This window comes from Streptomyces sp. NPDC094032 (genome assembly GCF_040303965.1).
Classification (GTDB): Bacteria; Actinomycetota; Actinomycetes; order Streptomycetales; family Streptomycetaceae; genus Streptomyces.
The window spans coordinates 111,205-125,372 of the sequence record NZ_JBEOUE010000025.1; the positions used below are offsets into that span (position 1 = coordinate 111,205).

At 72.6% G+C, this 14,168-nt stretch carries 13 protein-coding genes; 10 read left to right on the plus strand and 3 right to left on the minus strand.

Annotated elements, in window-relative coordinates:
- Positions 1-71 precede the first annotated feature (71 nt).
- The gene (locus tag ABTZ54_RS28735) at positions 72-608 is read left to right on the plus strand and encodes a type III secretion system chaperone family protein (RefSeq protein WP_351668592.1); all 537 of its coding nucleotides are present in this window, start codon (positions 72-74) and stop codon (positions 606-608) included.
- Between the two features lie 32 nt (positions 609-640).
- Here ABTZ54_RS28735 and ABTZ54_RS28740 read toward each other — a convergent pair whose 3' ends face one another.
- The 3 genes from ABTZ54_RS28740 to ABTZ54_RS28750 all read right to left on the minus strand — a co-directional run bounded on the left by ABTZ54_RS28740 (position 641) and on the right by ABTZ54_RS28750 (position 4,942).
- Complete coding sequence (locus ABTZ54_RS28740) at positions 641-1,768, minus strand: hypothetical protein (RefSeq protein WP_351668594.1); 1,128 nt, start codon at positions 1,766-1,768, stop codon at positions 641-643.
- Positions 1,769-1,924: 156 nt separating this feature from the next.
- Positions 1,925-3,673 carry an NlpC/P60 family protein gene (locus tag ABTZ54_RS28745; protein WP_351668596.1) on the minus strand — a complete coding sequence of 583 codons (1,749 nt, stop codon included), beginning with the start codon at positions 3,671-3,673 and terminating at the stop codon, positions 1,925-1,927.
- Between the two features lie 84 nt (positions 3,674-3,757).
- Positions 3,758-4,942, minus strand: coding sequence for a pyridoxal phosphate-dependent aminotransferase (locus ABTZ54_RS28750; protein WP_502997332.1), 1,185 nt, complete (start codon positions 4,940-4,942; stop codon positions 3,758-3,760).
- Positions 4,943-5,056: 114 nt separating this feature from the next.
- Between ABTZ54_RS28750 and ABTZ54_RS28755 the strand changes: the two genes are divergently transcribed.
- From ABTZ54_RS28755 to ABTZ54_RS28795, 9 genes are all read left to right on the plus strand, one after another.
- Positions 5,057-5,263, plus strand: a complete 207-nt coding sequence (locus ABTZ54_RS28755) for a hypothetical protein (protein ID WP_351668600.1) — start codon at positions 5,057-5,059, stop codon at positions 5,261-5,263.
- Positions 5,264-5,547: 284 nt separating this feature from the next.
- Positions 5,548-6,066: a DUF2617 family protein gene (locus ABTZ54_RS28760; RefSeq protein ID WP_351668602.1), complete on the plus strand. Its 519-nt coding sequence runs from the start codon at positions 5,548-5,550 to the stop codon at positions 6,064-6,066.
- A gap of 74 nt (positions 6,067-6,140) precedes the next feature.
- Positions 6,141-7,763, plus strand: a complete 1,623-nt coding sequence (locus tag ABTZ54_RS28765) for a polyamine aminopropyltransferase (protein ID WP_351668604.1) — start codon at positions 6,141-6,143, stop codon at positions 7,761-7,763.
- A 70-nt stretch (positions 7,764-7,833) separates the two neighbouring features.
- Positions 7,834-8,670 carry an SRPBCC family protein gene (locus ABTZ54_RS28770; RefSeq protein WP_351668606.1) on the plus strand — a complete coding sequence of 279 codons (837 nt, stop codon included), beginning with the start codon at positions 7,834-7,836 and terminating at the stop codon, positions 8,668-8,670.
- Between the two features lie 34 nt (positions 8,671-8,704).
- Positions 8,705-9,496 (plus strand): aldose epimerase family protein, encoded by a 792-nt coding sequence (locus ABTZ54_RS28775; RefSeq protein ID WP_351668608.1) that lies wholly within the window; start codon positions 8,705-8,707, stop codon positions 9,494-9,496.
- Between the two features lie 24 nt (positions 9,497-9,520).
- Complete coding sequence (gene pyrE, locus ABTZ54_RS28780) at positions 9,521-10,060, plus strand: orotate phosphoribosyltransferase (protein WP_351668610.1); 540 nt, start codon at positions 9,521-9,523, stop codon at positions 10,058-10,060.
- 221 nt (positions 10,061-10,281) lie between these two features.
- Complete coding sequence (gene fbaA, locus ABTZ54_RS28785) at positions 10,282-11,304, plus strand: class II fructose-bisphosphate aldolase (protein WP_351668612.1); 1,023 nt, start codon at positions 10,282-10,284, stop codon at positions 11,302-11,304.
- 79 nt (positions 11,305-11,383) lie between these two features.
- Positions 11,384-12,559 carry a MalY/PatB family protein gene (locus ABTZ54_RS28790; protein ID WP_351668614.1) on the plus strand — a complete coding sequence of 392 codons (1,176 nt, stop codon included), beginning with the start codon at positions 11,384-11,386 and terminating at the stop codon, positions 12,557-12,559.
- A 66-nt stretch (positions 12,560-12,625) separates the two neighbouring features.
- On the plus strand, positions 12,626-14,062 hold the full coding sequence (locus ABTZ54_RS28795; RefSeq protein WP_351668616.1) for an MFS transporter: 1,437 nt from the start codon (positions 12,626-12,628) through the stop codon (positions 14,060-14,062).
- Positions 14,063-14,168: the final 106 nt, after the last annotated feature.

The window sequence follows — 14,168 nt, forward strand, 5'->3', positions numbered from 1 at the left end:
GGCCGTGGGGGCTTGCCACCCCCCGCCCGGCATGAGGGAGGATGGCCGCATCCGTACGAAGGGAAATCCCGGTGAGCATCGACCCGTCCTCGATTCCGAATTTCGGGGGACAGCCCCAGCCTCAGGCCGCAGGACCGGCGGGCCCCGTCGTTCCCGACCAGGACCTGGTGAAGCAGCTCCTCGACCAGATGGAGCTCAAGTACGTCGTCGACGACGAGGGTGACCTCGCGGCGCCGTGGGAGGAATTCCGCACGTACTTCATGTTCCGCGGCGAGGACGACCAGCAGGTCTTCTCCGTCCGCACGTTCTACGACCGCCCGCACTCGGCGGACGACCGTGCCAAGGTCCTCGACGCGATCGACGACTGGAACCGGCGCACCCTGTGGCCCAAGGTCTACACCCACCTGCACGAGGAGGAGGACGGCTCCGCCACCCTCCGTCTCATCGGTGAGGCCCAGATGCTGATCGGCACCGGCGTGTCGCTGGAGCACTTCGTGTCCTCCACCGTCAGCTGGGTCCGCGCGTCGATCGAGTTCGACAAGTGGATCGTCGAGCAGTTCGGTCTGGAGACCCCCGAGGACAAGGAGTCCGGCGAGGCCGGCGAGTGAATCGCCCCTCCCGGCTCCCCGCGTGACCCCGGCTACAGGGCCATGCGTGCCAGCGTGAGCACGTACACCCCGTAACCGAACGAGAGCCCGGCCAGGCCCGCGACCACCAGGATCGCGGCCCGTGGCCGGGCTCTCGTCAGTGCCAGGGCCGCCGGGAGCAGCAGCGGGAAGGCCGGCAGCAGGAAGCGCGGCTTCGACTCGAAGAAGCCCGAGCCGCCGACGGTGATGAGCACCAGCACGCCCGTGTAGACGAGCAGCGGCAGCGGCGGGCGCTCCACCAGCACCAGCAGCGCGAAGAGCAGCACCCCGACGCCGGTGATCACCAGCGCCATCACGAACCCGAACTGGGTCGGGCCCTTCAGCATGTCCCGGACGAAGCGCAGCGCGCCCCGGCCGAAGTCGAAGCGCGAGGTCCAGCCGTCCTGCACGGCGAAGTAGCCGCCCAGCAGGTCGCCCCGGCGGGCCCCGACCCACAGCACGTACGACAGCCAGCCGGCCGGTGCCAGCGCCGCCGCCGCCCACGGCCGCCACCCGGCCCGGCCGCGCCGCCGCCACAGCTCCACGCCGACGGCCACGAGGACGGCGGCGGCGACGGCCACCCCGTTGGGCCGGGAGAGCCCGGCGAGCGCGGCGAGCGCGCCCGCGAGCAGCCAGCGGCGGGTGAGCAGGGCGTACAGCGACCAGGCGGCGAAGGCGGTCATCAGCGGCTCGGTGTACGCCATGGTCAGCACCACCGCGTGCGGCAGCAGCCCCCACAGCAGGACGAGCACGACGGCGGCCGGCCGCCCCGCGACCCGCTCCGTGACCAGGTAGATCCCCCAGGCCGCCGCCCCGGCCGCCAGCCAGGACAGCAGCAGCCCCGCCGTCCCGTACGCGATCGGCAGCACGGCCGTCAGGGCCCGCACGAGCCCCGGGTAGAGCGGGAAGAACGCCAGGTCCGACTGGGCGCCGCCGTCCGGCCAGTGCAGGGTGCGCCCGTAGCCGTGCGCGGCGATCCGGGTGTACCAGTCCGAGTCCCAGGACTTCGCGAGCAGCGCCCGTGGCGAGCGCCCCACGTGCCAGGCCCACAGCGCGAGCACCAGCGTCCCGGTGAGCCGGGCGGCCGCGAAGAGCCCGAGCGCGGGCGCCGCCCGGCGCAGCGAGGCCCGCCAGGCGGGCACCCGCCGGACGGCCGGGGCGGCGGCGGGGGCGGGGACGGACGCCGGGCGGTCGAGGGTCTCGGCGGACAGGGGGCACCTCCGTGCGCGCGGGAATCAGGTCGTACCCGACAAATCGGTTTACCTGACGAGCGGCGCGGCACGGAGGGGGCGCGCGGATCAGAAGCGGCGGATCACCCGGAGTGTGACGGTGTAGATGTCGCCCTTCTTCGTGACGCCGTTCTCGGTCACGTTCGGCCGCCCGTCGAGGATCGACTTCCCGCCGACGTCGCCGAGGGTCGGCCCATTGGGCGACTTGCGGCTGGAGACGAAGCGGCGCTTGCCGTACCGGTCCGGGCCGACGTAGACGCCGACGTGGCCGCCCGGGTCGTCGGTGGTCGCGTCGGTGTCGAAGTAGACCGTGTCGCCGATGCGCAGCCCGTCGAGCGGCGGGGTGCTGCCGACCGCGCTCTCGGCGATCGTCACACCGGGGGCGGCGGTCGCCATGCCGGAGGACGTACGGGCCAGTGCCTGGGTGCCGGCGGCCGCGGACTCGTGGAGCAGCGGCAGCCCCAGGTGGTAGCCGAAGACCATCCGGACGTAGCCCGAGCAGTCGAGGCAGCGCAGGAACTCGGCCTCCGGCTCGCGCCTGGGGTAGCCGGGGAAGTCGTACGGGATCCCCAGGTACTCCTGGAAGTCGGCGCCGACCGTGCGCAGCCCGGTCGTCGGGTCCGCCTTGCTGTACGCGGACTCGCCGAGCACCTGCCTGCCGCCCTGCGTGACGACCGGGGCGAAGGGCTGGTACATCGCGCAGTAGGCGAGCAGGTCGGGGGAGGTGTCGCCCGCCCAGGCGGTGATCCGCTGCTCCAGGTCGGGGGTCCAGGTGCCCGCGAAGGGCTCCGGGAGGAGGCGCACCCAGGTGTCGTGGGTGACGAGCGGCGGGTCGGCCCAGGTCGCCGTCTCGATCCGGAAGCTGTCGACCCGGGCCTTCGGCCGCACGGTGGCGCCCTTGGAGGCGAGGGCGCGGACGCCGACGGCGCCCATCGGGAAGGACGTGTCGGCGACGCTGTGCGTCCAGCCGGACGGCTCGGTGGCGCTCTTCCAGGCCCGGGTCCGCAGCAGGTCGCCGGTCCGCTCGACCCGGACCCACCACTGCTCGCCCGCGGTCCAGCCGGTGCCGACGGTGACGGCCGCGGCGAGCGTGGCCGGCTGGTCCGCGACCTCCTTCTCCAGGACGAGCTGGACCTCGCCCGCCGGGGTGAGGATCAGCCGGGACCGGTAGTGGTTGTTCACGTCCTCGGCGCCGAGGACCAGGCCGAGCGAGACGGGAGCGCCCACGGGCAGCCGGTCGAAGGAGAAGCGGGCGCGGACGTCCACGTCCCCGATGCCGTAGTCGGGGAGCAGCGAGAAGCGGCTGGCGTCGGCGGCGGTCAGGGTGATGACGCCCTGGCCGCCCTCCACCGCGTAGTCGGCGTCGGCGCCGTTGATGTGGGACCAGCTGCCGCCGCCCGGCGACATGCCCCAGCCGCCCTTGGGCGGGACACGGTCGAAGTCGTCCAGGACCTGCTTCTTCTGCTCCGTGAACCAGCGCTTCGGCCCGCGCACGGTCACGGTGCGCGCCCCGGTGGTGAGGGTGGCGAGGACGCCCGCGTCGTCGGCGACCTCCAGGCCGCCCGGGACGGCGCGGGTGGTCAGCGGGCCGGCCGGGTGCGGGGCGAAGTGCCAGGCGTCGGTCGGGTCGACGTGGAGCGGGAGCCGGGGGTCGGGCAGGCCCGGCAGCGGCGAAGGGACCAGCGGCGGGTCGGCCGCCGGGACCGGGGCGGCGGCGGCCGGGGCGGCCCCGGCGAGCGGCAGGGCGCCGCCCGCCGCGACTCCGGCGAGGGCGAGCAGCGCCGTTCTGCGGCTCGGCGAGAAGGTGGGCTCGGGCATGGTGTGGGTCCCCCCGGGGATGACGCCGTGATCTTGGTGGATCAGGTCGAGGGGGACCCTATCCGGGCCGGTGGGAGAAGACCCTCAGGCGCCCGCCAGCCGCTTCAGCCGGTCCACCGCCTCCTGGAGCACGTCGACGCGCTTGCAGAACGCGAAGCGCACGAAGGGCGCGCCCTCCTCGCGGTGGTCGTAGAAGACCGCGTTGGGGATCGCGACGACGCCCGCGCGTTCGGGCAGCGCCCGGCAGAAGGCGAAGCCGTCGGTCTCGCCCAGCGGGCGGATGTCGGTGGTGACGAAGTAGGTGCCGGCCGGCCGGTGCACGCCGAAGCCCGCGGCGGCGAGGCCCTCGCTCAGCAGGTCCCGCTTGGCCTGGAGCTCGGCGCGCAGCCCGTCGATGTACGCGTCGGGCAGCCGCAGCGCCTCGGCGACGGCGTACTGGAAGGGGCCGGAGGAGACGTACGTCAGGAACTGCTTGGCGGAGCGGACGGCGCTCGTCAGCTCGGGGCTCGCGGTGACCCAGCCGACCTTCCAGCCGGTGAAGGAGTACGTCTTGCCGGCGGAGCCGATGGTGACCGTGCGCTCCCGCATGCCGGGCAGGGACGCGATCGGCAGGTGCTCAGCGCCGTCGAAGACCAGGTGCTCGTAGACCTCGTCGGAGACGACGAGCAGGTCGCGCTCCTGGGCGAGTTCGGCGATGGCGGTGAGCTCGGCGCGGCTGAGGACGGTGCCGGTGGGGTTGTGCGGGGTGTTGAGGAGGATCAGCCGGGTCCGGTCGGTGACCGCGGCGCGCAGCTCGTCCAGGTCGAGGGCGAAGGCCCCGTCGCGCGGGCGGAGGGTGACCGGCACACGGGTGCCGCCGGCCATGGCGACGCAGGCGGCGTACGAGTCGTAGTACGGCTCCAGGGCGATGACCTCGTCGCCCGGCTCGACCAGGGCGAGCAGCGCGGCGGCGATGGCCTCGGTGGCCCCGGCGGTGACCAGGACCTCGCTGTCGGGGTCGTACTCCAGGCCGTAGTGGCGCAGCTGGTGCGCGGCGATGGCGGTACGCAGCTCGGGGACGCCGGGGCCCGGCGGGTACTGGTTGCCGTGGCCCTCGCGCAGGGCCCGGACCGCGGCCTCGCGGATCTCCTCGGGGCCGTCGGTGTCGGGGAAGCCCTGGCCCAGGTTGATCGAGCCGGTGCGGGTGGCGAGCGCGGACATCTCGGCGAAGATCGTCGTGCCGAACTCCGCGAGCCGGCGGTTGAGCAGCGGTCGTGTCATGCCGGTCATCCTCGGGTGAAGCTCTGGACTTGCTCAAGTGCGCTTTGGGCGCGGCGCGGGGCGGGAATCCCCCTCGCACGGCACGAAGGCCGTCAGTACGGGGGGTACACCATGGAAGTTTTCATGATCGTGGCGTTCGCGATCGTCGTCATCGGATTCACCGCCGCGGTGAAGGGGAGCGGGGCGAGCAAGCGGCGGCGGCGCCGGGGCGGCTGGTCGAGCGGCGGCAGCGGGGGTGGCGGCGGCGGTTGCGGGACGTCGTCCTCGTGCGGCTCGTCCTCGTCGTGCGGCTCCTCCTGTGGCGGCGGGGGCGGCTGCGGCTCCAGCTGACGCGTGCAACGGGCGCCGTACGCGCTTCCGTTGGGCTTGTGGGGGCACCACGCGATCGAATCCGACTGAACAGTTGAACCGTGGGGCCCCCGAGGGGATGGAAACCACGTCAAGTTGGGTAAAAACGCTGTGAGCTACCCACGGTTCATGATTCCCTCGCTGTTGAGAACATCCAGCCCTCGGACCGTGTGTGGACCCGAGCCGGCGATCCCCACTCCCGGTCGAAGCCCCTTCGCCGGGCCGCCCCCGGCCCACCCGTCAAACCGTGTTTGCGGAGCCGACCCATGCTCACGACCCTGAAGACCTCCTACACCGACACGCGCGCGGCCGACCTGGCCTGGGCGCTGGGGCGCGACCCGCTGCCCGCGCTCGCCGTGCTCGACCTCGAACTATCCGGAGCCAAGCTCCAGTTGCGGCTGCTCGGCGCCTCCCACCAGGTGCTCCTGGAGGAGGCGGACCGCAGTTGCTCGGAGACCGTCGCCTGCATGCCCGGCAGCAGTACGCCGCTGCCGCTGGGCGTGTCCAAGCGGGTGGGCGAGTGGGAGTACGAGTTCGCGGCGCGCGTCGAGACCCTGACGCAGGGCTCGTTCGCGGGCCGCGCGCAGGAGCTGCTCGCGCTCGTCGCCGACCACCCCCACGGCCTCGCGGGGACCTTCCCCGGCTCGCCGCACGCCTTCACGGCGATGCTGGCGCAGCGCCACGAGGGCCAGGTGCGCTGGCGCACCTGGCACGCGTACCCGCAGGAAGGGCAGTTGGTGGTGACCAGAACCAGGATCGGCGCCCGTATGCCCGCGACACTCTGATGCGCCCCCGATCGCCTCAGGTGCACTCGTGTGGGTGACAAGCGGCAACAGGGGTGTGACGTAGCGTTACGGGCATGATCGACCCGCCCCTGACCGCGCCCCCGCCACCCCAGCGGGCGGTGCGGTTGCCGCCGGAACGGCCGCGCGCGGTGCGGTATCCGGTCCTGGCGGTGGTGTTCGTGTGCGCCGCCTGCGGTCTGGTGTACGAGCTGGAACTGGTGGCGCTCGCCTCCTACTTGATCGGCGACTCGGTCACCCAGGCGTCCGTCGTGCTGTCCGTCATGGTCTTCGCGATGGGCGTCGGCTCGCTGCTCGCCAAGCGGCTGCGCTGCCGCGCCGCCGTCGGCTTCGGCCTGGTCGAGTGCGCTCTCGCGCTGATCGGCGGCTGCTCGGCGATGGTGCTGTACGCGGCCTTCGCCTGGCTCGGCGAGGCGCGGTACGTCCTGGTCGCCTTCTCGCTGGCCATCGGGGTGCTGATCGGGGCGGAGATCCCGCTGCTCATGTCGCTGATCCAGCGCGGCGGCCGACGGGAGCAGGACGCGGCCGGCACCGTCGCCGACCTGTTCGCCGCGGACTACGTCGGCGCCCTCGTCGGCGGCCTCGCCTTCCCGTTCCTGCTGCTGCCCTGGCTCGGCCAGCTCACCGGCGCGCTCGTCACCGGCGCGGTCAACGCGGTGGCGGGCGGCGCCCTCGTGCTCTGGCTGTTCCGCCGGGACCTGACGCCCCGCTCCCGGTGGCTGCTGGTCGGCGCCAACCTCGCCGTGCTCGCCGCCCTCGGCACGGCGACCGCCCTCGCCGACGACTTCGAGGGGGCCGCGCGCCGGGCCGTCTACGGCGCCGACGTGCGGGTCGCCGTCCACACCTCGCTCCAGGAGGTGGTGGTCACCGGCGGCCACGGCGGCGCGCCCGACCTGTTCCTCGACGGGCGGCTGCGGGTCGGCGGCCGGGACGAGTTCCGCTACCACGAGGCGCTGGTCCACCCCGCGATGAACGGGCGCCGCGCCCGGGTGCTGATCCTCGGCGGCGGCGACGGCCTGGCCGCCCGCGAGGTGCTGCGCTACCCCGACGTCCGCGCGGTGACCATCGTCGAGCTCGACCCGGGCGTGGTCCGCCTGGTCCGCACCGACCCCGCGCTCGCCACCCTCAACGGGCAGGCCTTCCGCGACCCCCGCGTCACCGTCGCGTACGGGGACGCCTTCCGCTGGCTGCGCGCCGCGCGGCCCCTGCCGGAGCGGTACGACGTGGTGATCTCCGACCTGCCCGACCCCGGGCTCACCGCCGGGGCCAAGCTGTACTCGGAGGAGTTCTACGGGCTTGTCTCCGGCGTCCTGGCCGACGGCGGCCGCCTGGTCGTCCACGCCGGCTCGGCGGCCGTCCGCCCCCGCGCGTACTGGACGGTCGACGCCACGTTGCGCGCGGCGGGTTTCGCCACCCGGCCCTACGGAGCGGCCGGCCCCGCCGGGGCGGCGGCCACTCGGGCGACCCGCTCGGCCCAGGACCGGGACGCCGGGCAGTGGGGCTTCCTCCTCGCCGCCCCGGCCCCCGTGCCGCCCGCCCTCGGCCTGGACCCGGCCGCGCCCCGGCTGCGGTCCCTGACCGCCCGGTCCCTGGCGACGGCGGAGGCCCGCGTCGAGGGCACCCGCACCGGGGAGACGGCCGCCCTGCCGCCGTCCACGCTCGTGCACCCGCGCTACTGAGCGGCCGCCGGGGCCCCGGTGGGACGCGAACAGGCGACGGGCGGCCCGCTCCTGAGTAGGCTCGGCTCCCATGGAGCATGAGGTGTTCGTCCCGGTCCCGGCCGAGGTCCTGCGCGCCACGCTGACGGACCCGGCGCGGGTCGCGCGCTGCGTCCCCGGCCTCCAGCAGGACGCCGAACCGGGCGCGGACCCGCTCGCCGGACGCCTGAAGATCCGGGTCGGCGGCAACACCATCACCTACCGCGGCGCCCTGCGGTTCACCGAGCGCGACGGGGCCTTCGCCGTCGAGGGCGAGGGCAGCGAGGTGCGCGGCAAGGGCTCCGCCGCGCTGGACCTGACCCTCACGCTCACCCCGGTGGCCGAGGGCACCACGCTCACCTTCAGTGGCCGGGTCAAGGCCGCCGGCCGGCTCGCCGAGGCCGACGCCGAGGCGAGGGGAGCGGCGGGCGCCCGGCTGCTCGACCGCTTCGCCGAGGCGTTGGTGGCGGTGGCGGATGTGGAGGCGGAGATCGCGGCGGCGGAGATGGCCGAGGCGGAGATGGCCGCCTCGGGTGGTGCCGAGCCGGACGTCGACACCGACGCCGATTCCGACGACGGCTCCGACTCCGACGACGACGGTGTGGACGACGGGGTGGAGGAGCCGTCCCGCTCGGTGGCCGGGGGGCTCGACGACTCCGATCCCCTGGGGCCCGTGCCGCCCGCCGCTGAGGCCGCTCACGCGCGCCGCACGATGATCGGCCGCAGCGCGGAGGAGGTCGACCACGCCCCGCCGCGCGGGCGGTACGCCCCCGTCCCCGCTCCCGAGACCTCCAGCGCCACCGCGACCCTGCGCTGGATCGCCCCCGCCGCCGCGCTGGCCATCGCCTCCGCCGTCGTCGTCGGGCGGGCCCTGCGGCGGCGCCGCTGACGGGCCGACGGGTCCTGGGCCATAAGGTCGGGGCGTGAGTACTCTGACGCGACTGACGGCCGGCGACGCCGAGTTGACCATCGACCCCGAGCACGGCTGCCGCATCACCGGCCTGAGCGTCGGCGGCACCGAACTGCTGCTCCAGGGAGCGCATTACGGCTGCTTCGTGATGGCGCCCTGGGCGGGTCGCACCGCGAACGCGCGCTTCCGCAACGGCGGCACCGTCCACGAGCTCCCCGTCAGTGAGCACGCCGCCCCGCACGCCCTGCACGGCACCGTCCGTGACGTCCCCTGGAAGCCCGCCCAGGTCACGGAGACCACCGCCGCCTTCACCACCGCGCTGGCCGCCCCGTGGCCGTACCCGGGCCTGGTCACCCAGACCTTCGAGCTGACCGAGGACTCCCTCACGCTCCAGCTCGGCATCGAGGCGATGGCCGACTCCTTCCCGGCGCAGGCCGGCTGGCACCCCTGGTTCCGGCGCAGCCTCGGCGGCCGGGACGTCGAGCTCGACTTCGCTCCCGGCTGGCAGGAGGAGCGCGGTGACGACCACCTCCCCACCGGGCGGCGTGTCGAGCCGACCCCGCGCCCCTGGGACGACTGCTTCGGGATGCCCGGCGGCGTCGACATCACCCTCACCTGGCCGGAGCAGCTGGAGCTGCGCCTGACCAGCCGGGCCGAGTGGCTCGTGATCTACGACGAGCCGGCGGACGCGGTCTGCGTCGAGCCGCAGTCCGGCCCCCCGAACGGCCTCAACACCCTCCCGCGTCTGGTCACCCCGATCGACCCGCTGGAGGTCGCGACCACCTGGCGCTGGCGTCGGCTCTGAGCGCGCGGCTTTAAGCTCATGCGCATGACTGACGTACGCGCTGAGCTGCTCCAGCAGATCAAGGACAAGGCCGTGGTGCACGGCAAGGTGACCCTCTCCTCGGGTCGTGAGGCCGACTACTACATCGACCTGCGCCGGATCACCCTGGACGGCGAGGCCGCGCCGCTGGTCGGCCAGGTCATGCTGGACCTGACCGCCGAGCTGGACTTCGACTGCGTCGGTGGTCTGACGCTGGGCGCCGACCCGGTCGCGACCTCGATGCTGCACGCCTCCGCCGCGCGCGGTGCGCGTCTGGACGCGTTCGTCGTGCGCAAGGCGCAGAAGGCGCACGGCATGCAGCGCCGTATCGAGGGCACCGACGTCAAGGGGCGTCGCTGCCTGGTGGTCGAGGACACCTCCACCACGGGCGGCTCGCCGCTCACCGCCGTCGAGGCGGTGCGTGAGGCGGGCGGCGAGGTCGTCGCCGTGGCGACCATCGTCGACCGGGGCGCGGCCGACGCCATCGCCGAGGCGGGGCTTCCGTACCTCACGGGTTACCAGCTCTCGGATCTCGGACTGGCGTAACCGGGGTCAAGTCGTGACTTAGGTCCCGGGACCCCCTGTGGTGTCCTTCTGACCTGCGGTTTTATTCAAAGGCGGGGTGTTTCACGTGAAACACCCCGCCTTTGTGTCCGTATGGCCCGTGGGAGCTCGCACAGGAGTCTGGAAAGATGGGCGGTGACGATGACGTCGCCCCCAGGTCAGGGCCTAGCACCACACACCCGCACATCACAAGGAGCGGACGAATGCCCATCGCAACCCCCGAGGTCTACAACGAGATGCTCGACCGGGCGAAGGCAGGCAAGTTCGCCTACCCGGCCATCAACGTGACCTCGTCCCAGACCCTCCACGCCGCCCTCCGTGGCTTCGCGGAGGCCGAGAGCGACGGCATCATCCAGATCTCGACCGGTGGGGCCGAGTTCCTGGGCGGTCAGTACAAGAAGGACATGGTCACCGGCGCCGTCGCCCTGGCCGAGTTCGCGCACATCGTCGCCTCGAAGTACGACATCACGGTCGCGCTGCACACCGACCACTGCCCGAAGGACAAGCTGGACGCCTACGTGCGCCCGCTGATCGAGGTCTCCGCCGAGCGCGTGGCCCGCGGTGAGAACCCGCTGTTCCAGTCGCACATGTGGGACGGCTCCGCCGAGACCCTCGCCGACAACCTGGCCATCGGCCAGGAGCTGCTGGCCAAGGCCGTCGCCGCCAAGATCATCCTTGAGGTCGAGATCACCCCGACCGGTGGCGAGGAGGACGGTGTCAGCCACGAGATCAACGACGAGCTGTACACCACCGTCGACGACGCCATCCGTACCGCCGAGGCGCTCGGTCTGGGTGAGAAGGGCCGCTACCTGCTGGCCGCCTCCTTCGGCAACGTGCACGGCGTCTACAAGCCGGGCAACGTCGTGCTCCGCCCCGAGCTGCTCAAGGACCTCCAGGCGGGTGTCGCCGAGAAGTTCGGCAAGGCGTCCCCGTTCGACTTCGTCTTCCACGGCGGCTCCGGCTCCACCGCCGAGGAGATCGCCACCGCGCTGGAGAACGGCGTGGTCAAGATGAACCTCGACACCGACACCCAGTACGCCTTCACCCGTCCGGTCGTGGACCACATGTTCCGCAACTACGACGGTGTCCTGAAGGTCGACGGCGAGGTCGGCACGAAGTCCACCTACGACCCGCGCACCTGGGGCAAGCTGGCCGAGGCCGGCATGGCCGCGCGTGTCGGTGAGGCGTGTGTCGCGCTGCGGTCGGCCGGCACCAAGCTGAAGTAGTAGTCACGTAGTTCGAACGAGGGCTCGGCACCGTTTCGGCGGGGTCGGGCCCCTCGTCGTATCCGGAGGGTGAGGCAGGGTGTCTGAGTTCGAGTTCGAGTTCGACTTCGACCGGGAGATAGACCGACGTGGGACCTGGTCCGTGCAGTGGGACGGAATCGCGGATCGGTTCGGGGTTTCTGATTTGTTGCCCTTCACCATTTCCGACATGGACTTCGCCTCTCCGCCCGTCGTTCTCGACGCCCTGCGCGAGCGGGTGGGGCATGGGGTCTTCGGTTACACCGACTGGCGGCTCGGGGAGTTCCGGGAGGCCGTCCGGGACTGGTACGCGGAGCGGTACTCCACTGTCGTCGATCCGGAAGCGATGGTCTATGCGCCTTCCGTGCTCAGTCAGCTTTCGCAGCTGTTGCGGATGTGGACTGGGCCTGGTGATGGTGTTGTCGTCCACACCCCTACGTACGACGGCTTCCGCAAGGCCGTCACCGGGCTCGGGCGTGAGTTGCGCGGCGTGCCGCTCGACGACCCGGAGGCCCTGGAGCGCGAGCTGGCCCGGGGTGACAGCCGGATGCTGCTGCTCTGTTCCCCGCACAACCCGACCGGGCGGGTGTGGCGGGCGGACGAGCTGGAGGCGTTCGCGCGGCTCGCCGAGCGGTACGGCGTCGCCGTCGTCAGCGACGAGATCCATGCCGACCTGACCTCCGAGGGGCATCGGCACGTGCCGTGGGCCGCCGTCGCGGAGTCTGGGCGGGGGCGGCGGTGGGCGATGGTCACCTCGGGGACCAAGGCGTTCAACTTTCCCTCGCTCTCCGGCTCGTACGGGTTCCTCGGCGACCCGGACGAGCGGGTTGCCTTCGTCCGGCGCATGGAGACGGGGGAGGGGCTTGCCTCGCCCGCCGTGCTCTCGCTCACCGCGCACATCGCCGCCTATCGGCATGGTGCGCCCTGGCTGGACGCGCTCCGTGGCTATGTCTCCGGGACCATGCGGATGGTCGAGGAGCGGATCGCCGAGGGGCTTCCGGGGGTTGTCTGGGCGCCGCCGCAGGCCGGGTATCTCGCCTGGATCGACTTGCGGCCGCTGGGGATCGACGAGTCCGCGCTCCAGGAGGAGCTGGTGTCCGTCGAGCGGGTCGCGGTCATGCCCGGTGGGGTCTATGGGACGCCTGGGTTCGTGCGGCTCAATGTGGGGTGCCCTCGGGGCAAGGCCGAGCGGGGTGTGGACGCGTTGGTGGCTGCCGCCGGGCGGTTGCGGCGCTGAGTTTTCAGGCTGCGGCGTTGACGTTTTCGGGGGGCGGGGCGTCGGTGTTCGCGGGACCATGCAGGCATGGACATCCGGCTTGCCTCGCGGACGGGGCGCTGGATCGTGTTCACCACGGTCCTCGGCTCCGGGATGGCGTTGCTCGACTCGACCGTCGTCAATGTCGCCCTGCCCCATATCGGTGAGGATCTCGGCGCCGACATCGCCGATCTCCAGTGGACCGTCAACGCCTACATGCTCACCCTCGCCGGGCTGATCCTGCTCGGTGGGTCGCTCGGCGACCGGTACGGGCGGCGGCGGGTCTTCGTGATCGGCGTGGTCTGGTTCGCGGTCGCCTCGCTGTTGTGCGGGCTCGCCCCGAGCGCGGGATTTCTTGTTGCCGCGCGGGCGCTCCAGGGGGTGGGGGGCGCCTTGCTCACTCCTGGGTCGCTCGCGATCATCCAGGCCAGCTTTCACGAGGACGACCGGGCCAAGGCGGTCGGTCTGTGGTCCGGGTTCGGTGGGGTGGGCGCTGCCGTCGGGCCCTTCGTGGGTGGGTGGCTCGTGGACGGGCCGGGGTGGCGGTGGGTCTTCTTCTTGAACGTGCCGCTCGCGCTGGTCTGCGTGCCGGTGGCGCTGCGGCATGTGCCGGAGTCGCGCGACGAGACGGCCCATGGGCGGTTCGACGTGCTCGGCGCGGTGCTGGGGGCGTCGGCGCTCGCGCTCGTGACGTACGCGTTGATCGCGCAGACGTGGTGGGCGGGGGTGGGCGGGGTGGCGCTGGGGGCCTGGTTCGTGGTCGTGGAGCGGCGGCGGGGGGAGGACGCTATGGCGCCGCCGTCGGTTTTTCGGTCGCGGCTTTTTACCGCGGTCAATTTGGTGACGCTGTGTGTTTACGGGGCGTTCGGTGGGTTCTTCTTTTTGGCCGCGCTCCAGCTCCAGGTGGTGTCCGGGTACTCGGCGCTCGCGGCTGGGACCGCGATGCTGCCCACTACGGTGCTGATGCTTTTGGGCTCCGCCAAGTCGGGTGAGATCGGGGAGCGGACCGGGCCTCGGCTGCCGCTTACCGTGGGGCCGTTGTTGTGTGCGGCGGGGATGTTGTTGATGTTGCGGGTCGGGGAGAACGCCTCGTATGTGACGGATGTGCTGCCCGCGATGCTCGTGCTCGGGTTGGGGATGACGACGCTGGTCGCGCCGCTGACGGCCACCGTGCTGGCCTCCGTGCCGGTGACCCGGGCGGGGCTTGCCAGCGGGATCAACAACGCGGCGGCGCGGGCCGCCGGGCTGCTCGCGGTGGCGGCGCTGCCTGCGCTGACCGGGATGAGCCCGGAGGCGTATCGCTCGGCGGCGGAGTTCGGGGACACGTTTCGCAAGGCGATGCCGTTGTGCGCGGGGCTGCTGGTGGGGGGTGCGGTGCTGGCCTGGGCGATCGTTCGGCCGCCGCCTCCGTTGAGCTGTCATCCGGAGTGTCGGTATCACTGTGGGGTCGCCTCGCCTCCGCTTGATCCTGGGGCGACCGTGTGAGGTGTGGTCTTTCCACGGGGTCCGGGGCCGGAGCGGGGGTGGGGGTGTCCGGACTGCGCACTTCACTTCGCTTCGCTCGTTCAGGGCGCCGCCACGTCCGGACACC